This window comes from Pseudomonas sp. FP2338 (assembly GCF_030687515.1).
GTDB classification, from domain to species: Bacteria; Pseudomonadota; Gammaproteobacteria; order Pseudomonadales; family Pseudomonadaceae; genus Aquipseudomonas; species Aquipseudomonas salomonii.
The window spans coordinates 1,098,021-1,123,432 of the sequence record NZ_CP117436.1; the positions used below are offsets into that span (position 1 = coordinate 1,098,021).

At 61.3% G+C, this 25,412-nt stretch carries 21 protein-coding genes; 11 read left to right on the forward strand and 10 right to left on the reverse strand.

Annotated features, from left to right (window positions below; translation table 11 throughout):
- Position 1 precedes the first annotated feature (1 nt).
- The 9 genes from murD (at position 2) to lpxC (ending at position 10,464) form a co-directional block, all read left to right on the forward strand.
- Entirely contained in the window at positions 2–1,348 is a 1,347-nt protein-coding gene (murD, locus tag PSH96_RS04865) for a UDP-N-acetylmuramoyl-L-alanine--D-glutamate ligase (protein WP_305457828.1), read from the forward strand.
- Complete coding sequence (gene ftsW / locus PSH96_RS04870) at positions 1,345–2,562, forward strand: putative lipid II flippase FtsW (RefSeq protein ID WP_056858979.1); 1,218 nt, start codon at positions 1,345–1,347, stop codon at positions 2,560–2,562. Before murD ends, ftsW begins: the two co-directional genes overlap by 4 nt.
- Positions 2,552–3,622, forward strand: coding sequence for an undecaprenyldiphospho-muramoylpentapeptide beta-N-acetylglucosaminyltransferase (gene murG / locus PSH96_RS04875; protein ID WP_056858978.1), 1,071 nt, complete (start codon positions 2,552–2,554; stop codon positions 3,620–3,622). Before ftsW ends, murG begins: the two co-directional genes overlap by 11 nt.
- Positions 3,615–5,060: a UDP-N-acetylmuramate--L-alanine ligase gene (gene murC / locus PSH96_RS04880; protein ID WP_305457830.1), complete on the forward strand. Its 1,446-nt coding sequence runs from the start codon at positions 3,615–3,617 to the stop codon at positions 5,058–5,060. Before murG ends, murC begins: the two co-directional genes overlap by 8 nt.
- A complete protein-coding gene (locus PSH96_RS04885; RefSeq protein ID WP_305457832.1) occupies positions 5,057–6,013 on the forward strand; it encodes a D-alanine--D-alanine ligase in 957 nt (318 codons plus the stop codon). Before murC ends, PSH96_RS04885 begins: the two co-directional genes overlap by 4 nt.
- Positions 6,014–6,017: 4 nt before the next feature.
- On the forward strand, positions 6,018–6,887 hold the full coding sequence (locus PSH96_RS04890) for a cell division protein FtsQ/DivIB (RefSeq protein WP_305457833.1): 870 nt from the start codon (positions 6,018–6,020) through the stop codon (positions 6,885–6,887).
- 15 nt (positions 6,888–6,902) lie between these two features.
- Entirely contained in the window at positions 6,903–8,168 is a 1,266-nt protein-coding gene (gene ftsA / locus PSH96_RS04895; protein WP_017138181.1) for a cell division protein FtsA, read from the forward strand.
- Between the two features lie 66 nt (positions 8,169–8,234).
- Positions 8,235–9,440, forward strand: a complete 1,206-nt coding sequence (ftsZ, locus tag PSH96_RS04900) for a cell division protein FtsZ (protein ID WP_056858975.1) — start codon at positions 8,235–8,237, stop codon at positions 9,438–9,440.
- A gap of 112 nt (positions 9,441–9,552) precedes the next feature.
- Positions 9,553–10,464: a UDP-3-O-acyl-N-acetylglucosamine deacetylase gene (lpxC, locus tag PSH96_RS04905; protein ID WP_003171886.1), complete on the forward strand. Its 912-nt coding sequence runs from the start codon at positions 9,553–9,555 to the stop codon at positions 10,462–10,464.
- Between the two features lie 85 nt (positions 10,465–10,549).
- Here the strand turns inward: lpxC and PSH96_RS04910 are convergent, their stop codons facing one another.
- From PSH96_RS04910 to PSH96_RS04935, 6 genes are all read right to left on the reverse strand, one after another.
- Positions 10,550–12,046 carry a diguanylate cyclase gene (locus PSH96_RS04910; RefSeq protein WP_305457834.1) on the reverse strand — a complete coding sequence of 499 codons (1,497 nt, stop codon included), beginning with the start codon at positions 12,044–12,046 and terminating at the stop codon, positions 10,550–10,552.
- Between the two features lie 189 nt (positions 12,047–12,235).
- Positions 12,236–13,558 (reverse strand): OprD family porin, encoded by a 1,323-nt coding sequence (locus tag PSH96_RS04915; RefSeq protein ID WP_305457836.1) that lies wholly within the window; start codon positions 13,556–13,558, stop codon positions 12,236–12,238.
- A gap of 432 nt (positions 13,559–13,990) precedes the next feature.
- Entirely contained in the window at positions 13,991–15,355 is a 1,365-nt protein-coding gene (locus PSH96_RS04920; protein WP_305457838.1) for a heavy metal sensor histidine kinase, read from the reverse strand.
- Positions 15,345–16,022 (reverse strand): heavy metal response regulator transcription factor, encoded by a 678-nt coding sequence (locus PSH96_RS04925; protein WP_017138176.1) that lies wholly within the window; start codon positions 16,020–16,022, stop codon positions 15,345–15,347. The genes PSH96_RS04920 and PSH96_RS04925 overlap by 11 nt, the downstream gene beginning before the upstream one ends.
- Before the next feature lie 10 nt (positions 16,023–16,032).
- Positions 16,033–19,128 (reverse strand): multidrug efflux RND transporter permease subunit, encoded by a 3,096-nt coding sequence (locus PSH96_RS04930; protein WP_305457841.1) that lies wholly within the window; start codon positions 19,126–19,128, stop codon positions 16,033–16,035.
- Positions 19,125–20,291, reverse strand: a complete 1,167-nt coding sequence (locus tag PSH96_RS04935) for an efflux RND transporter periplasmic adaptor subunit (protein WP_305457843.1) — start codon at positions 20,289–20,291, stop codon at positions 19,125–19,127. Before PSH96_RS04935 ends, PSH96_RS04930 begins: the two co-directional genes overlap by 4 nt.
- Positions 20,292–20,506: 215 nt before the next feature.
- Here PSH96_RS04935 and PSH96_RS04940 point away from each other — a divergent pair, with 215 nt between their 5' ends.
- A complete protein-coding gene (locus tag PSH96_RS04940; RefSeq protein WP_056858969.1) occupies positions 20,507–20,740 on the forward strand; it encodes a hypothetical protein in 234 nt (77 codons plus the stop codon).
- Between the two features lie 170 nt (positions 20,741–20,910).
- Positions 20,911–21,693: a transporter substrate-binding domain-containing protein gene (locus PSH96_RS04945; RefSeq protein ID WP_305457845.1), complete on the forward strand. Its 783-nt coding sequence runs from the start codon at positions 20,911–20,913 to the stop codon at positions 21,691–21,693.
- 167 nt (positions 21,694–21,860) lie between these two features.
- Here the strand turns inward: PSH96_RS04945 and PSH96_RS04950 are convergent, their stop codons facing one another.
- The 4 genes from PSH96_RS04950 to PSH96_RS04965 form a co-directional block, all read right to left on the reverse strand.
- On the reverse strand, positions 21,861–22,604 hold the full coding sequence (locus tag PSH96_RS04950) for a YkgJ family cysteine cluster protein (RefSeq protein ID WP_305457847.1): 744 nt from the start codon (positions 22,602–22,604) through the stop codon (positions 21,861–21,863).
- 108 nt (positions 22,605–22,712) lie between these two features.
- The gene (locus PSH96_RS04955; RefSeq protein WP_305457848.1) at positions 22,713–23,195 is read right to left on the reverse strand and encodes an N-acetyltransferase; all 483 of its coding nucleotides are present in this window, start codon (positions 23,193–23,195) and stop codon (positions 22,713–22,715) included.
- A 3-nt stretch (positions 23,196–23,198) separates the two neighbouring features.
- Positions 23,199–24,101: a chemotaxis protein CheV gene (locus PSH96_RS04960; RefSeq protein ID WP_017138169.1), complete on the reverse strand. Its 903-nt coding sequence runs from the start codon at positions 24,099–24,101 to the stop codon at positions 23,199–23,201.
- Between the two features lie 197 nt (positions 24,102–24,298).
- Positions 24,299–25,273 carry a D-glycerate dehydrogenase gene (locus PSH96_RS04965; RefSeq protein WP_305457850.1) on the reverse strand — a complete coding sequence of 325 codons (975 nt, stop codon included), beginning with the start codon at positions 25,271–25,273 and terminating at the stop codon, positions 24,299–24,301.
- Positions 25,274–25,412 lie beyond the last annotated feature (139 nt).

The following is a 25,412-nucleotide window of genomic DNA, read 5'->3' on the forward strand; positions in this document are numbered from 1 at the left end:
AGTGTCCCTGATCGCTTCAGACCACTTCCGCATCGTTGTCGGCCTCGGCAAGAGCGGCATGTCCCTGGTTCGCTTCCTGGCGAACCGGGGCACGTCGTTTGCCGTGGCCGATACGCGGGAAAATCCACCGGAGCTGGTCACGCTGCGCCGTGACTACCCGCACGTGGAAGTGCGTTGTGGCGAGCTGGATGTCGAGTTTCTGTGCCGTGCCGACGAGCTCTACGTGAGCCCCGGCCTGGCCTTGGCGACACCGGCCCTGCAAGCCGCTGCAGCCCGTGGCGTGAAGCTGTCCGGCGACATCGACCTGTTTGCGCGTCACGCGAAGGCACCGATCGTGGCCATCAGTGGCTCCAACGCGAAAAGCACCGTGACCACCCTGGTCGGCGAGATGGCGGCTGCGGCCGGCAAGCGCGTGGCCGTGGGCGGCAACCTCGGCACGCCGGCGCTGGACCTGCTCAGTGACGATATCGAGTTGTACGTGATGGAGCTGTCGAGCTTCCAGCTCGAAACCACCCACGACCTGGGGGCAGAAGTCGCCACCGTGTTGAACGTGAGTGAAGACCACATGGACCGCTACAGCGGCCTGCCGGCGTACCACTTGGCCAAACACCGGATTTTCCGTGGTGCCAGGCAATTTGTGGTCAACCGCCAGGATGCCCTGAGCCGTCCGCTGATGGGCGAAGGCATGCCTTGCTGGACCTTTGGCCTGGGCAAACCTGATTTCAAAGCCTTCGGCATTCGCGAAGAGAACGGCGAGAAATACCTGGCCTTCGAATTCGAGAACCTGATGCCGGTGCGCGAGCTGAAAATCCGTGGCGCGCACAACCAATCCAATGCCCTGGCGGCCTTGGCGTTGGGGCACGCCGTCGGCCTGCCATTTGATGCGATGCTGTCGAGCCTGCGCACCTTCGGCGGCCTCGAGCATCGCTGCCAGTGGGTGCGCGACCTCAATGGCGTCAGCTACTACAACGATTCCAAGGCCACCAACGTGGGGGCCGCACTGGCTGCCATCGAAGGGCTCGGCGCTGATATCGACGGCAAGCTTGTGCTGATCGCCGGTGGCGACGGCAAGGGGGCCGACTTCAAAGACCTTAAAGGCCCGGTGGCTGCTCATTGCCGCGCCGTGGTGCTGATCGGCCGTGACTCGGACTTGATCGCCGCCGCGTTGGGCGACGCTGTACCGCAGGTGCGCGCCACCTCGCTGGACGATGCTATTGCCCACTGCAAGGCCCTGGCCCAATCGGGAGATGCGGTGCTGCTGTCGCCGGCGTGCGCCAGTTTCGACATGTTCAAGAACTACGAAGAGCGCGGCCAGCTGTTCGCTCGCGCCGTGGAGGCCTTGGCATGAATTTCAGAAATATCATCAAGCCGTACCCATCGCCGATCATCACCGGTCGTGGTATCGACCTCGACTTCCCGATGCTCGCCGGTTGCCTGGCGCTGCTGGGCCTGGGGTTGGTCATGATCACTTCGGCGTCTTCGGAAGTGGCCGCGGTGCAGTCGGGCAACACCCTGTACATGATGATCCGTCACCTGGTGTACCTGGTGATTGGCCTCGGCGCCTGCATCGTCACCATGATGATCCCCATCGCCACCTGGCAGCGCCTGGGTTGGCTGATGCTGATCGGCGCGTTTGGTTTGTTGATCATGGTGATCCTGCCCGGCATCGGCCGTGAGGTGAACGGTTCGATGCGCTGGATCGGCTTCGGTGCGTTTAACGTGCAGCCGTCGGAAATCGCCAAGGTGTTCGTGGTGATCTACCTCGCCGGTTACCTGGTCCGTCGCCAGAAAGAAGTGCGCGAAAGCTGGATGGGCTTCTTCAAGCCGTTCATCGTGCTGCTGCCCATGGCTGGCCTGTTGCTGATGGAGCCGGACTTCGGTGCCACCGTCGTAATGATGGGCGCGGCCGCAGCGATGTTGTTCCTCGGCGGTGTGGGCTTGTTCCGGTTCGCCATGATGGTAGTGCTGGCGGTAGTCGCGGTTTACCTGCTGGTGGAAGCACAACCGTACCGTATGGCGCGCCTGATTACCTTTACCGACCCCTGGTCCGATCAGTTCGGCTCCGGCTACCAGTTGACCCAGGCGCTGATCGCCTTTGGTCGCGGCGGATGGCTGGGTGTGGGCCTGGGCAATAGCGTGCAAAAGCAGTTTTACCTGCCGGAAGCGCATACCGACTTCGTGTTCTCCGTGCTTGCCGAAGAGCTCGGTGCCGTGGGTTCGCTGTGCACCGTTGCACTGTTCATGTTCGTCTGCGTGCGAGCGCTTTACATCGGTCTCTGGGCCGAGAAAGCCAAGCAGTTTTTCGCAGCCTATGTTGCCTACGGCTTGGCGTTTTTGTGGATTGGTCAGGTGCTGATCAACATCGGGGTAAACATCGGTCGCTTGCCGACCAAGGGTTTGACCCTGCCGTTTCTCAGCTACGGCGGCAGCTCGTTGGTTATCTGCTGCGTGTGCCTGGGCTTGCTGCTGCGCATCGAGTGGGAGAGCCGTACTCACCTGGGCAGCGAAGAGATGGAATTCAGCGAGAGCGATTTTGCCGAGGAGCCGAACCATGGGCGCTAACGTGCTGATCATGGCGGGCGGCACCGGGGGCCATGTGTTCCCGGCCCTGGCGTGCGCGCGTGAATTCCAGAACCGTGGCTACACCGTGCATTGGCTCGGTACGCCACGTGGCATCGAAAACGAATTGGTCCCGAATGCCGGCTTGCCACTGCACTTGATCAACGTCACCGGCTTGCGTGGCAAGGGCAAGTTGTCCCTGCTCAAGGCACCGTTCGTGTTGCTCAAGGCGGTGTGGCAGGCGCGCAAAGTGATTCGTGAGTTGAAGCCGGTGTGCGTGCTCGGTTTCGGTGGTTATGTGACCGGCCCGGGTGGTGTTGCCGCCAGGCTCGCCGGCGTACCGGTGATCGTGCACGAACAGAACGCCGTCGCCGGTACGGCCAACCGCCTGCTGGTGCCGTTGGCCAGCCGAGTGTGCGAAGCCTTCCCGAAGACCTTCGGCGCCTCGGACAAATTGCGTACCACCGGCAACCCGGTGCGTACCGAACTGTTCATGGCCATTGCTCGTCAGGCGCTGGAAGGGCGCAAGCCGCACTTGCTGATCCTGGGCGGAAGCCTGGGCGCCGAGCCGCTGAACAAATTGCTGCCTGAAGCCCTGGCGCTGCTGCCCGTGGACCTGCGTCCCGAAGTGTTCCACCAGGCCGGTAAAAACCACGATGAAATCACTGCTGCCCGCTATCGCGAGGCCGGTGTCGAGGCGAACGTACAGCCTTTCATCAAAGACATGGCCCATGCCTATGGCTGGGCCGACCTGGTGGTCTGTCGCGCTGGTGCGCTGACCGTCAGTGAACTGGCCGCCGCCGGTCTGCCGTCCTTGCTGGTGCCTTTGCCCCACGCCATCGACGATCACCAGACCCGCAACGCCGAATATTTGGCCGGGGAGGGCGCTGCCTTCCTGCTGCCGCAAAGAACGACTGGCGCCGCCGATTTGGCCGCACGCCTGACCGAGGTTTTGATGCAACCGGAACGACTCAACAGCATGGCGAGCACCGCAAGCCGCCTGGCTAAACCTGACGCAACCCGCACCGTGGTCGATATCTGCCTGGAGGTGGCCCATGGTTGAGAATCAGAAAGCCATGCCGCAGCCCGAAATGCGCCGCATCCGTCGTATCCACTTCGTCGGCATCGGCGGCGTGGGCATGTGCGGGATTGCCGAAGTACTGCTGAACCTGGGTTATCAGGTGTCCGGCTCGGACTTGAAAGAGTCGCCGGTCACTGATCGCCTCAAGTCTTTTGGCGCGCAGATTTTCATCGGCCACCGCGCCGAGAACGCCGCCGAGGCTGACGTGCTGGTGGTGTCCAGCGCCGTGAACACCTCCAACCCGGAAGTGGCCACCGCCCTTGAGCGCCGTATTCCAGTGGTGCCACGCGCCGAGATGCTGGCCGAGCTGATGCGCTATCGCCATGGCATTGCCGTGGCCGGTACGCACGGCAAAACCACCACCACCAGCCTGATCGCCTCGGTGTTCGCCGCCGGTGGCCTGGACCCGACCTTCGTGATTGGTGGCCGCCTGAATGCAGCCGGCACCAATGCCCAGCTCGGCACCAGCCGTTACCTGATCGCCGAAGCCGATGAAAGTGATGCGAGCTTCCTGCACCTGCAGCCGCTGGTCGCTGTCGTTACCAACATCGACGAAGACCACATGGCCACCTACGACGGTGACTTCAACAAGTTGAAGAAAACCTTCGTCGAGTTCCTGCACAACCTGCCGTTCTACGGTTTGGCCGTGGTGTGCCTGGACGATCCGGTGGTGCGTGAGATCCTGCCATCGGTCAAACGCCCAACCGTGACCTACGGCTTCAGCGAAGACGCCGACGTGCGCGCGATCAATGTGCGCCAGGAAGGCATGCAAACCTTCTTCACCGTGCTGCGCCCTGACCGCGAGCCGTTGGACGTGTCGGTGAACATGCCGGGCAATCACAACGTATTGAACTCGCTGGCGACCATCTGCATTGCCTCCGATGAAGGCGTCAGCGATGAGGCCATCGTCGAAGGCCTGTCGCGTTTTGCCGGTGTTGGCCGGCGCTTCCAGGTCTACGGCCAACTGCCGGTAGAAGGCGGCGACGTGATGCTGGTGGACGACTACGGTCACCACCCAACTGAAGTTGCAGCCGTTATCAAAGCCGTGCGTGGTGGCTGGCCGGAGCGCCGCCTGGTGATGGTGTACCAGCCGCATCGCTACAGCCGCACCCGCGACCTGTACGACGACTTTGTCAATGTATTGGCCGATGCCAACGTGCTGCTGCTGATGGAAGTCTACCCGGCCGGTGAAGAGCCGATTCCGGGCGCCGACAGCCGCAAGCTGTGCAACAGCATCCGTCAGCGCGGCCAGTTGGACCCGATCTACATCGAACGCGGTGTGGACCTTGCGCCGATCGTCAAGCCGCTGCTGCGTGCCGGTGACATCCTGCTGTGCCAGGGCGCCGGTGATATCGGTGGCCTTGCGCCCAAGCTGCTCGCCAGCCCGCTGTTTGCGGCTGCGAAGGGGAAGTCGAGATGATCACTGACTACGCCTCCCTGTTCTCGACCATCACGCCTGCCGACTTCGGCCGCGTGGCCGTGTTGTTCGGCGGTAAAAGCGCTGAGCGCGAAGTCTCGCTCAAGTCCGGCAATGCCGTGCTCGAAGCGCTGCAAAGCGCCGGCGTAAATGCATTCGGAATCGATGTGGGCGACGATTTCCTCGCCCGCTTGCAGGCCGAGAAGGTCGACCGTGCCTTCATCATTTTGCACGGCCGTGGTGGTGAAGACGGCAGCATGCAAGGCTTGCTGGAGTGCCTGGGCATTCCTTACACCGGCAGCGGCATCCTCGCGTCGGCACTGGCCATGGACAAGTTGCGCACCAAGCAGGTGTGGCACAGCCTGGGTATTCCAACCCCGCGTCACAGCGTGCTGTGCAGCGAAGACGATTGTATTTCTGCAGCCAAGGAACTGGGCCTGCCTTTGATCGTCAAACCTGCCCATGAAGGCTCCAGTATCGGCATGGCCAAAGTGAACTCGGCCGCCGAATTGATCGACGCATGGAAAGCGGCAAGTACCTACGATTCGCAAGTGTTGGTGGAACAGTGGATCCAGGGTCCCGAGTACACCATCGCCACCCTGCGTGGCCAGGTATTACCGCCTATCGCATTGGGCACGCCCCACACTTTTTACGACTACGACGCCAAGTACGTGGCTTCCGATACTCAGTACCGGATCCCGTGTGGCCTCGACGCAACCAAGGAACAGGAATTGATGGACCTCACGGCGAAAGCCTGTGAGGCACTGGGTATCGCCGGTTGGGCGCGGGCAGACGTGATGCAGGATGACCAAGGGAATTTCTGGTTCCTTGAAGTTAACACCGCTCCGGGCATGACCGATCACAGCCTGGTACCTATGGCAGCCCGTGCTGCCGGTCTGGACTTCCAGCAGTTAGTGCTGGCGATCCTGGCCGCAAGCATTGAGCCAAGAGGCTAACCCCATGAACGGCGCATCGCTTCGTCATCAGCAGCCTCCAGTGCCCAGCCGCAAGCCGGTGCCCCGAGGTGCCAGCCGAATGGTGGCTAAAGAGCCGATGTCGGCGCGCCTGCCGAAAGCCAACTTTGGTTTTCTCAAAGCGCTGTTCTGGCCGGTGTTGCTGGTGGCGTTGGGCTTCGGCACTTACGAGGGCGCACAACGCCTGTTGCCGTATGCCGACCGGCCGATCAACAAGATCAGCGTGCAGGGCGACTTGAGCTACATCAGCCAGCAAGCGGTACAGCAGCGCATCGGCCCGTACCTGGCGGCGAGCTTCTTTACCATCGACCTGGCGGGCATGCGCGCAGAGCTGGAACAGATGCCGTGGATCGCTCACGCCGAAGTGCGTCGTGTATGGCCGGACCAGGTGACGATTCGCCTGGAAGAGCAACTGCCCGTGGCCCGTTGGGGTGATGGCGCGCTGTTGAACAACCAGGGCCAGGCGTTTGCGCCGCGTGAGGTGGCCAACTATGAGCACCTGCCGCAGCTGTTCGGGCCGCAGCGGGCGCAGCAGCAAGTGATGCAGCAGTACCAGGCGCTGAGCCAGATGCTGCGGCCATTGGGTTTCTCCATCGCACGCCTGGAATTGCGTGAGCGGGGCAGCTGGTTTTTGACCACCGGGGCAGGCAGTTCCGGCCCGGGCATCGAGTTGTTGCTGGGACGCGACCGCTTGGTGGAAAAGATGCGCCGCTTTATTGCCATCTATGACAAGACCTTGAAAGAACAGATTACGAACATTGCGAGCGTCGACCTGCGTTACGCCAACGGCCTGGCCGTCGGCTGGCGTGAACCAGCTGCGCCGACGACAGCCAAACCCGCTGTCGCGAAGAATTAAGAAGAGGCAGGACCCATGGCAAACGTGCAAAGCGGAAAAATGATCGTCGGTCTCGATATCGGCACCTCCAAGGTGGTGGCGCTGGTTGGCGAGGTCGGGGAAGACGGTGTGATCGAAATCGTCGGTATCGGCACGCATCCGTCCCGGGGCCTGAAGAAGGGCGTGGTGGTGAACATCGAGTCCACCGTGCAGTCGATCCAGCGCGCCATTGAAGAAGCGCAGCTGATGGCCGGTTGCCGGATTCACTCGGCGTTCGTCGGCGTGGCCGGCAACCATATCCGCAGCCTGAACTCTCACGGCATCGTGGCGATTCGCGACCGTGAAGTCAGCTCGGCCGACCTTGAGCGCGTACTCGACGCCGCCCAGGCCGTGGCGATCCCGGCTGACCAGCGCGTGCTGCACACCCTGCCGCAGGACTACGTGATCGATAACCAGGAAGGCGTGCGCGAGCCGCTGGGCATGTCGGGCGTGCGCCTGGAAGCCAAGGTTCACGTGGTGACCTGCGCCGTCAACGCCGCACAGAACATTGAAAAATGCGTGCGCCGCTGCGGCCTGGAAATCGACGACATTATTCTTGAGCAGTTGGCCTCGGCCTACTCGGTACTCACCGACGACGAAAAAGAGCTGGGCGTGTGCCTGGTCGACATCGGCGGCGGCACCACCGACATCGCGATCTTCACCGAAGGTGCGATCCGTCACACTGCCGTGATCCCGATTGCGGGCGACCAGGTCACCAACGACATCGCCATGGCGCTGCGTACGCCGACCCAGTACGCCGAAGAAATCAAGATTCGCTACGCCTGCGCCCTGGCCAAACTGGCCGGTGCCGGTGAAACCATCAAGGTGCCGAGCGTGGGCGACCGTCCACCGCGCGAACTGTCGCGCCAGGCCCTGGCCGAAGTGGTCGAGCCACGCTACGACGAGCTGTTCACCCTGATCCAGGCTGAACTGCGCCGCAGCGGCTATGAAGATTTGATCCCGGCCGGCATCGTGCTGACCGGTGGCACCTCGAAGATGGAAGGCGCGGTCGAACTGGCCGAGGAAATCTTCCACATGCCCGTGCGCCTGGGCGTGCCCCATGGCGTCAAAGGCCTGGGCGACGTAGTGCGCAACCCGATTTATTCCACCGGTGTGGGCTTGCTGTTGTACGGGCTGCAAAAGCAGACCGACGGCATTTCCCTGTCGGGCCCGAGCATCCGTGACAGCTACCGTGGCGGCGACGACGAAGCCAAAGCGCCGTTGTTCGAGCGGCTGCAGGCTTGGGTAAAAGGCAATTTCTAAAGATTTACCGCAACACCGCAGTAAGTAGTAGGCGAAAAAACTAGAGAAAACGAAAGGAGAGGGAACATGTTCGAACTCGTAGACAACATCCCCGCAAGCCCGGTTATCAAAGTAATCGGTGTTGGCGGTGGCGGCGGCAACGCTGTCAATCACATGGTCAAGAGCAACATTGAAGGCGTTGAATTCATCTGCGCCAACACTGATGCCCAGGCGCTGAAAAGCATCGGCGCGCGGACCATCCTGCAATTGGGCACAGCTGTGACCAAGGGCCTCGGCGCTGGCGCCAACCCGGAAGTCGGCCGTCAAGCCGCGCTGGAAGACCGCGAGCGTATTGCTGAAGTGCTGCAAGGCACCAACATGGTGTTCATCACCACCGGCATGGGCGGCGGTACCGGTACCGGTGCAGCCCCGATCATTGCCGAAGTGGCCAAGGAAATGGGGATTCTGACCGTTGCTGTCGTGACGCGTCCGTTCCCGTTCGAAGGTCGCAAGCGTATGCAGATCGCTGACGAAGGTATCCGTCTGCTGTCTGAAAGCGTCGACTCGTTGATCACCATTCCCAACGAGAAGCTGCTGACCATCCTGGGCAAGGACGCCAGCCTGCTGTCCGCGTTCGCCAAGGCTGACGATGTACTGGCCGGTGCCGTTCGCGGTATCTCCGACATCATCAAGCGCCCAGGCATGATCAACGTCGACTTTGCCGACGTGCGTACCGTGATGAGCGAAATGGGCATGGCGATGATGGGCACTGGCTGCGCCAGCGGTCCGAACCGTGCACGCGAAGCCACTGAAGCGGCGATCCGCAACCCGTTGCTCGAAGACGTGAACCTGCAAGGTGCACGCGGCATCCTGGTGAATATCACCGCCGGCCCTGACCTGTCCCTGGGTGAGTACTCCGACGTGGGTAGCATCATCGAAGCTTTCGCTTCCGAGCACGCCATGGTCAAAGTCGGTACCGTTATTGATCCGGACATGCGCGATGAACTGCACGTGACCGTGGTTGCGACCGGCCTGGGCGCAAAAATCGAGAAGCCTGTGAAGGTCATCGACAATACCGTTCATACCAGCCACAACAGCCACGCCAGCCAGCAAGCTGCCGCTCCAGCGCCTGCGCGCCAGGAACTGCCGTCTGTGAACTACCGTGACCTGGACCGTCCGACCGTGATGCGCAACCAGGCTCAGGCCGGTGCTGCGGCGTCCCGTAGCCTGAATCCGCAAGATGATCTGGACTACCTGGACATCCCGGCATTCTTGCGTCGTCAGGCCGATTAATGGAATGTATCAGGGCTATGAAGGTGATTGGTGTTCAGCAAAGGTCTGGTCTGCTATTATCGCCAGCCTTTGTTGATACCAGTTCGCAATTTGCGCTGAAGCGGTCCAAGCCATGATTAAACAACGCACCCTGAAGAATATTATCCGTGCCACAGGTGTAGGTCTGCACTCCGGGGAGAAGGTATACCTGACTCTCAAACCTGCACCTGTCGACACCGGCATCGTGTTTGTTCGTGCCGACCTGGACCCTGTGGTGCAGATTCCTGCTCGCGCGGAAAATGTTGGCGAAACCACGATGTCGACCACGTTGGTCAACGGTGACGTCAAAGTGGACACGGTGGAGCACTTGCTCTCGGCCATGGCTGGCCTGGGCATCGATAACGCCTACGTCGAGCTCTCCGCGTCCGAAGTCCCGATCATGGATGGCAGCGCTGGACCCTTCGTATTCTTGATTCAATCTGCCGGCCTGGAAGAACAGGACGCAGCCAAGAAGTTCATTCGCATTCTGCGGGAAGTGACAGTAGAAGACGGCGACAAGCGCGCCACCTTCGTTCCGTTCGAAGGCTTTAAAGTGAGCTTTGAGATCGATTTCGATCACCCGGTATTCCGTGACCGCACCCAAAGTGCAAGCGTGGATTTTTCCAGCACTTCGTTCGTAAAAGAAGTCAGCCGCGCCCGTACCTTTGGTTTCATGAGTGACATCGAGTACCTGCGCAAGCACAACCTCGCACTCGGCGGCAGCGTTGAAAACGCCATTGTGGTCGACGCGGATGGTGTACTGAACGAAGACGGCCTTCGCTATGAAGACGAATTCGTGAAGCACAAGATCCTCGATGCAATCGGTGACCTCTACCTGCTGGGCAATAGCCTGATAGGCGAGTTCAAAGGCTTCAAGTCGGGCCACGCCCTTAACAACCAGCTGCTGCGCAAGTTGATTGAGCAGACAGACGCTTGGGAAGTCGTGACCTTCGAAGATGCCAGCACCGCACCGATCTCTTACATGCGTCCCGTTGCGGCGGTGTAAGTAACAACTCTCTTTCTTTAGTTTTGAAAGGCCACCTTCGGGTGGCCTTTTTTTATGCCGATCGTTACCACGCCCCGAGCGCCGATCAGACCTGGCGGGCCGCGGCCTCGACAATGCGATTGCGCCCGGTGTGCTTGGCCTCATACAGCGCCTGATCGGCATTGAGCAGCAAGTCCTCAAGGGACATGCGGCTGCGTTTTTGCCACGTGCTCATACCGATACTCACCGTAATCGGCCCTTCGGCACCGGCCCCCCGTGGCAAATGCTCGACACTGCTGCGGATATGTTCGGCAATCAACCAGGCGCCCTTGGCATCGGTATGCGGCAGCACCACCGCAAACTCTTCGCCACCGTAGCGCGCCGCCAAGTCGGCCGGTCGGCGGATGTTGTCTTCGATTACTTGGGCGACTGCGCGCAATGCTTCATCACCGCTTCGATGGCCATGCAGGTCATTGAAGGCTTTGAAGTGATCCACGTCGATCATCAGCAGGCTCAGCGGCTCGGTCGAGCGTTGTGCGCGGTCCCATTCCAGGCGCAGGCGCTGGTCCAGAGTGCGGCGGTTGGCAAGGCCGGTCAGGGCGTCGGTGGCTGCCAGTTCTGACAGCACTTGCTCGGCGCGATGGCGGCGGCGCAGTTCCTTGCTCAGCATCCAGGTGAGCCACAACAGGCCGATGCACAACACGCCCGTGGCCATGCTGACCAACCACGCTGCGCGCCGCCATGGGGCAAACACTTCATCGCTGGACAACGCCACCGCGACAATTAACGGCAAGGTGCCCACGTTCGAAAAACTATACAGCCGTGGCTGGTTGTCGACGCTAGAGACGCCATGAAAGCTGCCATCGCGTTCACGCAGCATGCGCGCGACATTGGGGCGCTGGCTCAAGTCCTTGTCGATCATGTCCGCTTCCAGCAGCGGTTGTTGCGCCAGCAGGATGCCTTGGTGGTTGATCAGGTTGATGGTGCCGTTGCTTCCGATGTTCAGGCCGCTGAACAACTGTTGGAAGTACGACAGACGCATCGAGGCCACCGCCACGCCCAGAAAGCGCCCGTCCGGCGATGACACGCGGCGGCTGAATGCGATGCGCCACTGGTCATCACACACGCAACGGGCCAGGAATGGGCGGCTGATATACAGCCCCTGCTCAGGGTTTCTGCGGTGTGCCTGAAAATAGTCGCGATCAGCGAAGTTACCGGTCTTGGGGGTGAGCAGTGAGGAGTCGGCGATCACTTCACCACTGGGGTCCAGCAGCAGAATGTCGCCCTTGAAGGGCGCGGCGGCCGAGCGATCGAACAGCACCAGATGGCGGATACTGGCGGACACTCCCTGCAGGTCGCTGCGTTCGGTGGCGGCAATCAGGCCCTTGAGGGCCATGTCATAGAGTTCGACGTTACGCAGCACATCGGCGTCGATCAGTTGGGTGATGTTATTGGCGGTGCGCTTGGCGGTCTGCAAGGTGTTGGCATGTTCGCGAATCAGCAGCGCGGTGACGATCGCCACGATCAGGAACACCGTGAGGCAACTGCCCAGGATCAACAAGCGTTCCGGGCGACGGGTGGGTCGGTTGAGACTTGGACTCATCGGGCGTACTTCTGCTTCGAGGATGCCAATAGCGTAGTAGGCAAACGCAGGTTTGGCGTGGGAGCTGGCTTGCCTGCGATGCAGACACCTCGGTACATCTGCAACACCGCAGCGATGCTATCGCAGGCAAGCCAGCTCCCACACAAGCCAGCTCTCACATCAGCTCTTCATCGTCAGGCAGATTCAGGCCTAGAACACGTTGATCGGGTAATCCACAATCACGCGGTATTCATCCACATCCCGGTCCACCGCCGAGTAGCCATTGCCACCGCGATTGGTTGCCCACTGCAGGCGCACGGCCAGGTCCTTGGCTTTGCCGCCTTGCACCACGTATTTCAAGTCGATGTCGCGTTCCCAGTGCTTGGCGTCTTTGCCGTCGGCGCTGTACCAGGCGCTGTAGCCACGGCTGTTGGGGTCGACCTTGGTCAGGTCGGTCTTGCCGCTGATATACGACACGGCGGACGTCAGCCCCGGCATGCCGAGGCCTGCAAAGTCGTAGGCATACTTGAGCTTCCACGAGCGCTCGTTGGGGCCGTTGAAGTCCGAGTATTGCTGGGAATTGTCCAGGTACACGCTGTCGCCTTGGGTGATGTAGTCGAACGGTGTGTTGCCGTTGACCCGCTGGTACGCGGCGGTGAGGCTGTGGTTGCCCACACCCACGGTGAAATGTAGGCTGTAGGTGTTGTTGTCGATGCTGCCCAGCAACGACTGGCCGGTGTCCTGGGTGTGGTAGTAGTGCAGGCCCGGGTTGAGGCTGACCAGGTCGTTCAGTGCGTAGGTGTAGTCCAGGTCGTAGTAGTACTGGTGCCACACATCCTTGAGTTCGGAGGCGTACAGGTTGCTGGTCAGGCCCGGAACGCCGCTGAAGGACACACCGGCCCAGTTCAGGTGCTGGCTGTCTGCGTTGGCGGGCAACGTGCCGTAGCTGGTGCCGATGCGCCGGTGGCCGCTCTGGTTGTAAAGCTTGGTAAAGCTCGCCTGGCCGCCTTCGAGCATCCAGCCGTCGAAGCTGTGGTTGGCCAGGCTCACCCCCCGGAACGTCTGCGGCAACATGCGAGTCATGCCGCCGGCGATCACCGGGTTGTTAAGGAACAGGTCGCCGGCTTTGAGCTCGGTGTCGAAGGCGCGCATTTTCAAGGTGCCGCCAGCGGTGGAGAACGAGCCAGGGGCTTTGCCGTTGCCGCTGCCGTAAGGCAGGATGCTGGAACCGTCAGTGCCGCCGCCGCCGTCGAGCTTGAGGCCGAGCATGGCATTGAGGTCCAGGCCAAAACCGACGGTGCCCTGGGTGTAGCCGGATTCGAAGGTGCCGATAAAACCCTGGCCCCATTCTTTGCTGTCATCGGTGTGAATGTCGCGGCGGTCGCGGTTCATGTAGTAGTTGCGGGTATTGATCTTGAGGCTTGAGCCTTCGACGAAACCGTCAGCGGGGGGCGAGTCTGCCGCGTGGGCAAGGGGGACGATCGTTGCTGCAATCGCGAGGAATAACGGGGTGAACGTCAGCGAGTTCTTCACCGGTTTAGCTCCTTTGGTCAATCGAAAACGGCCAATGTCGTGAGGGGGTGCCTGGCCTTTTTTTACGGCAAAAAAAAGCCGCTGAAGTCAGCGGCTTTAAACAGATTCCCAGTGTAGAGCCCTGGAAATAAGTCGAGGGAAATTCGGGTGAGCGGGAAGCTGCCTTGCCGTCGCGCTCATCGGTGCGTCAAAGTAACGCAGGTGAGCGGTGCGATATAGAGTGTAACAAGATAATGACTGTTGCCCAAACCGCAACAGTCAGGCCTTTGAGATCCAGTGGGGAAGCTGGCTATATGGGATCTGGCTTGTGTGGGAGCTGGCTTGCCTGCGATGCAGACACCTCGGTACATCTGCAACACCGCAGCGATGCTATCGCAGGCAAGCCAGCTTCCACACAAGCCCGCCCACACTGGATCGATGTGTTCTGAAGAGTCAGACCGGCAAGGTAATGCCAAAGGTATTGCCGCCACCCTCACTGCGCACAAACACATCGCCGCCATGCATCAACGCGATTGCCTTGACGATCGCCAGCCCCAGCCCGTGATTCGCGCCGCTGTTACTGCGCGACGCGTCCACCCGGTAGAAGCGTTCAAACAAGCGCGGCAAATGCTCGCTGGCAATTTCATCGCCGGGGTTGGTAACCCCAATCGCCACCCACTGCTCCTGCACTTCAATGCTCACGTCAATGTTCTGCCCCGGCGCGGTGTGCTGCACCGCATTGCTCAGCAAGTTGATCAGCGCGCGGCGCAGGTGGGCTTTTTCGATGTGCACCAAGGCATCTCCGTGTACGCGCACGTTGACTTGGGCGTCTTCGAGGATGAAGTCCAGGTAGTCGAGGGTAGTGGCGACTTCATCGGCCAGGGAGCTTTCGATCAGTTTGGTGGCCTTGCTGCCTTGGTCGGCGCTGGCCAGGAACAGCATGTCATTGATGATCGAGCGCAGGCGTTCCAGTTCTTCGAGGTTCGATTGCAGCACCTCGAAATAATGCTCGGCCGAACGACCACGGGTGAGCGCCACTTGGGTCTGGCCGATCAGGTTGGTCAGCGGCGAGCGCAGTTCGTGGGCCACATCGGCATTGAATGACTCCAGGCGTGAATACGCCTGCTCGACTCGATCCAGTGTGGCGTTGAATGAGTTGACGAACTGGCTCAGCTCCGGCGGCAAGGGCGACAACTGCAAGCGCCCGGAGAGTTTGGGCGGGGCGAGTTTTTGCGCTTCATCCGAGAGCTTGCCCAGCGGTTTGAGGCCGATACGCGAGACCCAAAAGCCCAGCAGCGCCGCCAGCGCGACGCCGACACAGGCCAGGCCGATCAAGACCATCAACAGATGGTGCTGAGTGGCGCGGAAGTTCTCGGTGTCGATGGCGATCATAAAACGCAGTGACGGGCGTTGATCCTTGGCCGCGAACTGGCTCACCAACACTTTGAACGGGTATTCATGCCCAGGCAGGCGCAGGTCGCGCTTGCCGGTCGGCCCCTGGGCGAATGCGCGGATCTGCGCAGTGGGGTTGCCGTATTCGTAGCTCGGGTCGCTGCTCACCACCCAGAAGCGGATGCGCGTGTCTTCTTCGCCGAGCAACTTCAACTTGGCGGTGATTTTTGCCCAGTGGTCGGGTGTACCAAAGCGGTTCACCGAGGACTCCAGCACGCTGTAGCGCGCATCCAGTTCGGCGCCCGGCAACAAGCCCAGGCCGCGATCCACTTGCTGGTACAGCGCGCCGCCGATCAACACGAAGATCAGCAGCGCCACCAACGTGAACATGCCGCTCAGGCGCACGGCGATGGAGTTAGCCGACACTTCTGCTCTCCAGCACATAACCCATGCCACGAATGGTGTGCAGTAACTTGTGTTCGAACGGCCCGTCGAGCTTGGCGCGCAGACGCTTGATCGCCACTTCCACCACATTGGCGTCGCTGTCGAAATTGATGTCCCAGACCATTTCCGCAATCGCGGTCTTGGACAGGATTTCACCCTGACGCCGTGCCAATACGCTGAGCAGCGAGAACTCCTTGGCGGTCAGGTCCAGGCGCAGGCCATTGCGACTGGCCTTGCGGCTGATCAGGTCGATCCACAGGTCGGCCACGGTGACTTGCACCGGCTCGTGCCCGCCACTGCGACGGGTCAGCGCTTGCAGGCGCGCCACCAGTTCGAGGAACGAAAACGGTTTGCCCAAATAATCATCGGCGCCTTCACGCAGGCCGCGGATGCGGTCTTCCACACGCTCGCGGGCGGTGAGCATGATCACCGGCGTCTGCTTGCGTGCCCGCAGTGCGCGCAACACCCCAAAGCCGTCGAGGCCGGGCAGCATCACGTCAAGCACGATCACCGCGTAGTCGTTTTCCAGCGCCAGGTGCAAGCCCTCGACGCCCTCGCGTGCTACATCGACCGTGTAGCCTTGCTCCGTCAGGCCGCGGTGCAAGTAGTCCGCGGTTTTTTCTTCATCTTCAATAATCAGGACGCGCATGACCCCGCCTTTAGTGTGTGGTCGCCAGCGCCAGCGCTGGTTTGGGCCTGTGGAAAAACTTCTCAAGGTACAAGTATATGACCGGTGTGGTGAACAGCGTCAGCGCCTGGCTCACCAACAGGCCGCCGACCACCGCGATCCCCAGCGGCTGGCGCAGTTCCGCGCCTGGCCCGGAGCCGAGCATCAACGGCACGGCGCCGAGCAGGGCGGCGAGGGTGGTCATGATGATCGGCCGGAACCGGGTGACGCAGGCTTCATAAATCGCCTCCTCAGGTGGCAGCCCGCGCACGCGCTGGGCTTCCAGGGCAAAGTCGATCATCAGGATGCCGTTTTTCTTGACGATACCGATCAGCAGCACCAGCCCGATCAAGGCCATGATCGAAAAATCCTGGCCCAGCAGCCACAGCATGATCAACGCCCCCAAACCCGCCGAGGGCAAGGTGGAGATGATGGTCAGCGGGTGCACGAAGCTTTCATACAGCACACCCAAAATAATATAGACCGCCACCAGCGCCGCCAGAATCAGCCACGGTTGGCTGGCCAGCGAACTCTGGAACGCCTGGGCGGCGCCTTGGAAGGTGCCGATCAGGGTGGTCGGCATGCCGATTTCGTTCTTGGCCTGGTTGAGCATGATCACCGCATCGCCCAATGCCACGCCGGGCGCCAGGTTGAACGACAGGTTGGCCGCCGGGAACATGCCGTCATGGCTGATGGACAACGGCCCCACGCTGGGCGGGTCGACCTTGGCCAGTGCCGACAGCGGCACCATCTCGTTGGTCAGCGGTGAGCGCAGGTAAAAGTAATTCAGGCTTTCGGCCTTGCCGCGTTGTTGGGTGTCGAGTTCCAGCACCACCTGGTACTGGTTGATCTCGGTCTGGAACTCGTTGATCTGGCGCTGGCCAAACGCGTCATACAGCGCCTGGTCGACGTCTGTGGCGGTGAGGCCAAAGCGTGCCGCCGCCTGGCGATCGATGCTGATGTGGGTGATGCTGCCGCCCAGTTGCAGGTCGTTGGACAGGTCGCGAAAGGCCGGGTTGGCGCGCAGTTTTTCGGTCAGGCGTTGGGTCCAGGTATTGAGCGTGGGGCCGTCGTTGCTCTTGAGTACATATTGGTACTGGGCGCGGCTTGGGCCGGAACTCAAGTTGATGTCCTGGCCGGCGCGCAGGTACAAGACGATGCCGGGCACCTTGGCCAGTTTGGGGCGGATGCGGTCGATGAACTGGCTGGCGGACACATCGCGATCACCGCGGTCTTTCAAGGCGATCCAGAAACGGCCGTTGGCGATGGTCTGGTTGCTGCCGGTCACGCCCACCGAGTGGGAAAACGCGGCCACAGCCGGGTCGGCCTTGACGATCTCGGCCAGGGCCTTGTGCTTGGCGACCATGTCCGGGTACGACACGTCGGCCGCCGCTTCGCTGGTGCCGAGTACAAAGCCGGTGTCCTGCACCGGGAAGAACCCCTTGGGGATAAACACGTAACCGACCACGGCCAGTGCCAGGGTCACCATGAAGATCGCCGCCATGCTGCGTTGATGCGCCAGCGCGCGGCGCAGGTTGCGCGCGTAGCCGGCGAGCAGGCGCTCGCTGAAACCCGGTTTGTCATGGGCATGATGAGTCGGCGCGCGCATGAACAGCGCGGCCAGGGTCGGCGCCAATGTCAGCGAAACCACCACCGAAATCAGGATGGTCGAGGTGGCCGTCAGCGCAAACTCTTTGAACAGCCGCCCGACCACGCCGCCCATGAACAGCAGCGGAATAAATGCCGCCACCAGCGAGAAGCTGATGGACACCACGGTAAAACCGATCTCGCCGGAGCCCTTGATCGCCGCCTCGCGTTTATCCAGACCCGCCTCCAGATGACGGTGAATGTTCTCCACCACCACGATGGCATCGTCGACCACAAAGCCCACGGCGATCACGATCGCCACCAGCGTCAGGTTGTTCAAGCTGAAGCCGAGCACATACATCAGCGCGAAACTGGCGATCAGCGACACGCCGAGCACACTGGACACAATCAGCGTCGCCGACAATTGGCGCAGGAACAGCGCCATCACCGCCACCACCAGCAAGATGGCGATCAGCAGGGTCACTTCCACTTCATGCAAGGACGCGCGGATAGTCTTGGTGCGGTCGGTCAACACGCTGACCTGCACCGAGGCGGGCAACATGCCTTCCAGGCGCGGCAGCTCGGCTTGAATGCGGTCCACGGTCTCGACAATGTTGGCGCCGGGCTGGCGCGAAATCACCAGGTTGACCCCGGGCGTGTCACCGGACCAGGCCTGTACGTAGGCGTTTTCCGAACCATTGATGACTTTGGCGACATCACGCAGTTGCACCGGCGCGCCGTTCTTGTAGGAAACGATCAGTTGGCCGTATTCCTCCGGGTGAAACAACTGGTCGTTGGTGGATAACGTCGACACGCTGTTCTCGCCGTAAATCGCACCTTTGGCCAGGTTCAGGCTGGACTGCTGGATGGCCAGGCGCACGTCGGCGAGGGTCAGGCCGATGGCCGCGAGTTTGTCCGGTGAAGCTTGTACGCGAATCGCCGGGCGTTGCTGGCCGGTGATGTTGATCTGGCCAACGCCGTCGATCTGACTGATCTGGCGCGCCAGCAGGGTTTCCACATAGTCGCTCAGCTCGGTACTGGGCATGCTGTCGGAGCTGACGCTGAGGATCAGCACTGGGCTGTCAGCCGGGTTGACCTTCTTCCAGGTCGGCAGGCTCGGCATGTCGCTGGGCAGTTTGCCGGAGGCGGTGTTGATCGCCGCCTGCACTTCCTGCGCGGCGGTGTCGATGCTTTTGTTCAGAGTGAATTGCAGGGTCAGCAGACTTGAGCCCAAGGCGCTGCTGGAGGTCATCTGGGTCATGCCGGGGATGGCGCTGAATTGCACCTCCAATGGCGTGGCCACGGAGGAGGCCATGGTGTCCGGGCTGGCGCCGGGCAAGGTGGCGGTGACCTGGATGGTCGGGAATTCCGCTTCCGGCAGCGGCGCCACGGCCAGGCGCGGGAAGGCAATCAGCCCCAGCAGCACCAGGGCAAAGGTCAGCAGCAGGGTGGCAACCGGGTGGTCGACGCACCAGGCGGACGGCGAACGGCTGCCGCTCATGGTTGCACCTTGGCTTGGGCGGTCTGGATCACTTGCGGTGGCTCTTTGAGCACCTCGATCTGCGCACCGGCCTTGAGCCGCGACTGGCCATCGCTGACCAGCACATCACCGGCTTGCACGCCTTTGATGATGTTCACGTCGCTGTCCTGATAGGCCACCTGCACCGGCACGATCTCAACCTTGTCACCGTTGACGCGGTACACAAAATGCGCGTCGAGCCCACGTTGCACCACGGTCGGCGGCACCACCAGGGCGTTTTTGTCGAGGGCGGTCTGGATCTTGATGGTCACCAGTTGCCCCGGCCACAGGCGCTGCGAAGCGTTGTTGAATTCAGCCTTGGCGCGCAGGGTGCCGGTGGTGGAGCTGATCTGGTTGTCGATCAGGCTCAAGTGGCCTTCACCGAGCAGGTCGCCGGTCTGGCCGTCAGTGTCGGCGCCCATGTAGGCATCGACGCTGGCTTGAGTGGGCGCGGCGATCAAGCCTTGCAGGGTTGGCAACATTTGTTGCGGCAACGAGAACTCCACGGCGATCGGATCGATTTGCGTCACCGAGAACAGGCCTTGGGTATCACTCATACGCAGGAAGTTACCTTCATCCACAGTGCGAATACCGACACGGCCGGTGACAGGCGAGCGAATCTGAGTGTAGGAAAGCTGTACCTGGGCCGAATCAATCGCGGCCTGATTACCTTGCGCCGTGGCCTTGAGCTGGTTGACCAGGGCTTGCTGCTGGTCATAGGTCTGCTTGGAAACGCCGTCGTCGACGCTCAGTTCTTTGTAGCGTTTGAGGTTCACCAACGCCACTTGCAGTTGTGCCTGGCTTTCGCCCAGTTGTGCCTTGGCCTGGTCGAGGCTGGCGCGGATCGAGCGGTCATCGATGGTCGCCAGCAGGTCACCGGCCTTGACCAGTTGGCCTTCCTTGACCAGCAGCTTGGTGAGGATGCCGTCGATTTGCGGGCGGATCACCACGCTGTGCAGCGACAGCACCGAGCCGATACCGCTGACAAATCGAGGAATGTCCTGCTGTGTGACGCTCACCACCCGCACCGGGATGGCGGTGGACACCGCCAGTTTGGCTTTGGCCGGTCGGTTGAAGGCCCAGGCTGCAATTGCCACGACCACCAGGGCACCCACGAACAGGGCGGTTTTTCGTTGAATGTGCATGGGGTGGGGCGCCGAGGCAAAGGGTTGGGAGAGTGAGCGTTCTTTATAGCCCGCCAACCCGGTCAGCACGGTGACTGCTAACTGACAGCGCTGTCAGTAAAGTCCGACCATTCGTAACGGCGTTGGTTAAAGATCCGAGGCGCGCAGGTATACTGCGCGCCAGCGTGGCCCGCAAGTCGGCCGCCGCCTCATTTTCTGCACGCTCCGGAGCTTCCATGACTTCCCCGACACAACCCCCTGTTGAAGCGGCCGACCTCGTCGATCCGGCTGACGCTCAAAGCGTTGAAAAAGCCGAGATCCCGGCGTTCAAGTTTCCGTTCAAGCCGGGTGAACTGGCCGGGGCCAAGAATGCCGCCCAGCCTTGGTACAAGAATGGCGCCAAGAACGGCCACACCAAGTCGCCAGGCATGGCGCCGCCGGGCACTCGCCGCTCGATGGGTAAACGCTGAGAATAGAACGACCAGCGTTTTATCAGGTGCGGACTACAACACCTGCTGATATTTCTGATTGAAGACCCACGACCGTTTCTAGAAAGCTTGCACAGCCTTGATTCCACCCCCCGACCGTTCAGATCGGGCCGGGTGGCCAAGGCTGGTCTTTCTGGAAAAGGATGTTTCCCGTGGCTTTGATACCCCTGTGTGCAGCACTTGCCCTCTTGCTGTCGACCGACGCCGTGGCCGACGATGATCAACCCCGGCGCGAAATCCGCTTTGCTGTTGCCGCGCAGTTCCCGCCCTTTCAGAGTCGTAGCCCGCAAGGTCAATTGGTGGGCTTGAACATCGACTTGGGCAATGCCCTGTGTACACAGTTGAATGTGCGCTGCACCTGGGTCGATCAGGTGTTTGTCGAAGACTTCCCGGCCCTCGAAGCCCGGCAGTTCGATGCGATCATGGGCATGGCCGCCACCTCGGGGCGACGGCGATGGGTGGGGTTCACCGATAATCTGTATCCCTTTACCACGCGTCTGGTGGCCCATAAGGACTCCGGCTTGTTGCCCGACACACGCTCGCTCAAGGGCAAGCGTGTCGGTGTATTGCTGGGCAGCAACCGCGAAGCCTTTGCGCGGTCGCAGTGGGCGCCGGCGGGCGTCATCATCAAGAGTTTCTGGCTCAACGACGAACTGGCTCGCAGCCTGGTGGCCGGCACTATTGATGCGACGCTGCAAGGCACTGTGGAAATTCGCAAGGCGCTGCTCGACACCCCGGATGGCCAGGATTTCGACTTTATGGGGCCGGCCTTGTCCGGCGAACTGCTGGGCAATGGCATTGCCATTGCCGTACGCAAGTTTGATTCCAGCTTGCGTAACGATCTCAACCATGCGCTTGAACAACTGATGCACAACGGTGAATACCAGCGGATTCTGGCGCGTTATCACTTGGATGAGCCGCCCTTTATCCAGTGATGGCCAATTAATTGCGCGGAACATGAGCCCATGGCCAACAGGCGGCCATACCCGTTCAACTGTGAGAGCTGGCTTGCCTGCGATGGCATCTCTTCGGTGTCCTGGTGGACCGAGTTGCCCGCATCGCAGGCAAGCCAGCTCCCACATCCACACTGGCCGCGTCGAGTCTAAGCCGCTCTCAACGAAATAAACGCATAGTTGGCCGGCACCTCAGTGGCAATCTGCGCCCCCGCATCCAGCACCTGCTCGGCGATGTCCATGCCGGACACATGAAACACCCACTCATTAGCCACCGAGGGTTGCCCAATCGCCCACTCGATCGCCTGGGCAAAGGCAGCCATGTCCGGCAAATACGCAGTAAACCCATCGCCCTTGAGCGCGGTGGTACGAATACCCAGCAAGGCGCACACAGCCTCCTTGGTCTGCACATCGTCACGGTCGGCCTGGCGGGAGCGGCGGATCAGCTCAGCCAGCTCTGCATCCATCAACTCACCGCCGACGATCAGCGCCGGCCCCTGTTCCCAGGACTCCGGCGGGCAATCCTTGGCGGCGGGGTTCAAAGGAATGTGCGGGTTGATTTCCATCGGGTAGATGCGACACACCAGCGGACGGCGTTCGTAGATGCCGCAACGGTTGTCTTCGTCAAGATTCCGGCAACGCCCGGCGTTGTAGGCGGCAAAGGTGATTGCCACAAACGCCTCGGTATTGCCGCTCGGCACTATCACTGAACGGCGTTCGGCATGCTCGCGTTGCTGCACCGGCAAACCCAGGCCACTGCCGAGAAAACCCTCCACCAGCACGATGACGTTACCGCCGTCAGCCGCCCAACTGCGGGCTTCTTCGAGGGTCAGGGGAACGTGATGGTCGCAGCAGCATTTGCCGCAACCCACGCAGGAAAAGTGAGTGTTCATGGAGGATCTGTCACCAGGCAAGGTCAGAGGGCACTCTTGAACGGTGGCGGGTTTTTGCCTCTATTCACTGTTCAGGCTCAGTGGAAGCAAGTTATGCGCCAGTGCCTGTCAGTTCTCGGGCACTTGGTCACGCAGTACAAACAGCATGCCGGCACTTTCGTACAACTGCCGGGCGCGTTGGTTGCTTTCCAGCACCTTCAGGTCCACATAGGGTTCGCCGCGTTGCTTGAACACGTGGAAGGTGTGCAGCAACAAGGCACGCCCCAGCCCCTGGCCTTGGGCGCACGGGTGGATCGAGAGGTTCTTGATAAACGCGCTGGTCCAGCACTGGGCCACGCCGAGAATGCCGTCTGCGTTACTGGCTACCAGGCATAGCGTGGGGTCGAATTCGGCGTCGGTGATGAACTGCCGGCGCCACTCTGCCAGGCTGGGGACACGGCCGCCGCCCTGTTCCTGGGTCATGCGCAATACGGCATGGATGGCCGGGGCCAGCTCATCGCGGTAATGATCCAGCCGAGTATTGGCCGGCCACTGCGGGGCTGGCAGGCTGGTAGTAAGGTCGCGGCGCAGCAGTTGGAAATACTCCGCCACCGCTTACAGGCCTTTTTGCGCCACAGTTTGCGCGGCTACCACCAGGCATTTGGTCAGTTCGGGCGACGAGAACTTGGTGAGCACCGCATCGGCACCGGCCAGACGGGCTTTTTCGCTGTTCATCGCGCTGTCCAACGAGGTGTGCAGCAGCACGTAAAGCTCCTGGAAGTCCGGGGTTTCACGCAGGGTGCGGGTGAGGGCGTAACCGTCCATTTCGGACATCTCGATGTCCGACACCACCACGTTGATCTGCTCGACCGTGCCTTGCAGCTCCAGCAGCACATCAATGGCTTCCTTGGCACTGCGCGCGGTGTGGCACGTCAGGCCGAGGTTGCGCAGGGTGTGCACCGATTGCTGCAGAGCCACCTGGCTGTCGTCCACCACCAGGATGCGCGCGTTACCGAGTACTTCGGCTTCTTCCATGGTCAAGTCGGTCGGCGCCGCTTCAACGGGGGCCGGGGCGATGCCGTGGATGACCTTTTCGATATCCAGCACCTGCACCAGGCCGCCTTCGACCTGCGTCACGCCGGTGATAAACGAGCGATTGCCACCGGAGCCATAGGGCGGCGGGCGGATGTCGGTGGTCAGGCAGTGCACAATCTTGCTCACTGCCTGCACATGCAGGCCCTGCTTGGAACGGCTGACATCGGTGACGATCAGGCAGCCACCGTTCGGGTCTTGCAGCGGCATTTCGCCGAGGGCGCGGCTCAGGTCGATCACCGACAGCGAGGCGCCGCGCAGGGTGGCGATACCTTTGACGTGCGGGTGCGACTCCGGCAGCTTGGTTAGCGGCGGGCAGGGAATGATTTCACTGACTTTGAGCAGGTTGATGGCCATCAGCTTGCCGCTGCGCAAGGTAAAGAGCAGAAGCGAGAGTGAATCTGCGCGGGCTTTGGTGGTGGACATAAAAACCTTCTGTGGATCAGGGATGACGATCTATAGAGGGTTATCGACTCAGACCCTGGAAACTGAAGGGTGGACGCTTGTGGCGAGGGAGCTTGCTCCCGCTGGGCAGCGCAGCGGCCCCAAAAGCCTGGGAGCGCTGCGCACTCCAGCGCGAGCAAGCTCGCTCGCCACAATAGTTCGCTCCTGCCGTGGTGCGTTCAGCCCTTCCAGACCTGCGGGTTGACCAGATCCTGCGGACGCTGGCCCAACAGAGCGCTGCGCAAGTTATCCAAGGCACGGTTGGCCATGGCTTCACGGGTTTCATGGGTGGCCGAGCCGATATGCGGCAGGGTCACGGCGTTGCTCAGTTGGAACAATGGCGATTCAGCCAGCGGCTCTTGTTCATACACATCCAGCCCGGCGCCACGGATTTTCTGGGTTTGCAGCGCTTCAATCAGCGCCGGTTCATCCACCACAGGCCCACGGGAAATGTTGATCAGGATCGCACTGGACTTCATCAGCCCCAATTCGCGCGTGCTGATCAAGTGGCGGGTCTTGTCGCTCAACGGCACCACCAGGCAGACAAAATCCGCCTCGGCCAGCAACTGGTCCAGGCTGCGAAACTGCGCGCCCAGCTCCTGCTCAAGCTGGGTCTTGCGGCTGTTGCCGCTGTACAGAATCGGCATATTGAAGCCCAGGCGCCCACGCCGGGCCACGGCTGCGCCGATATTGCCCATGCCCACTATGCCGAGGGTCTTGCCGTGTACATCGCAGCCAAACAGTGGCGCGCCAACACTGGCTTTCCACTGGCCGGCCTTGGTCCACGCATCCAGCTCGGCCACGCGGCGCGCACTGTTCATCAGCAGGGCGAAGGCCAGGTCGGCGGTGCTTTCGGTGAGCACATCGGGGGTGTTGGTGAGCATGATCCCGCGCTCGTTGAAGTACGGCACGTCGTAGTTGTCGTAGCCCACCGACACGCTGGACACCACTTCCAGCTTGCTCGCGCCTTCCAGCTGCGCACGCCCCAGCTTGCGGCCTACGCCGATCAGGCCATGGGCGTGGGGCAGGGCTTCATTGAATTGAGCGTTGAGGTCACCCAGCTTGGGGTTCGGCGCGATCACCTCGAAATCCTGTTGCAGGCGTTCGATCATTTCCGGGGTGACACGGCTGAAGGCGAGGACAGTCTTTTTCATTGCAGAACTCCGCTCAAAATGTGGGAGCTGGCTTGCCTGCGATGCTGACGCCTCGGTGTATCAGCAGTACCGAGGCGATGCTATCGCAGGCAAGCCAGCTCCCACAGTAAATGGATGGTGTTTGTGGGGCCGTCTTCCA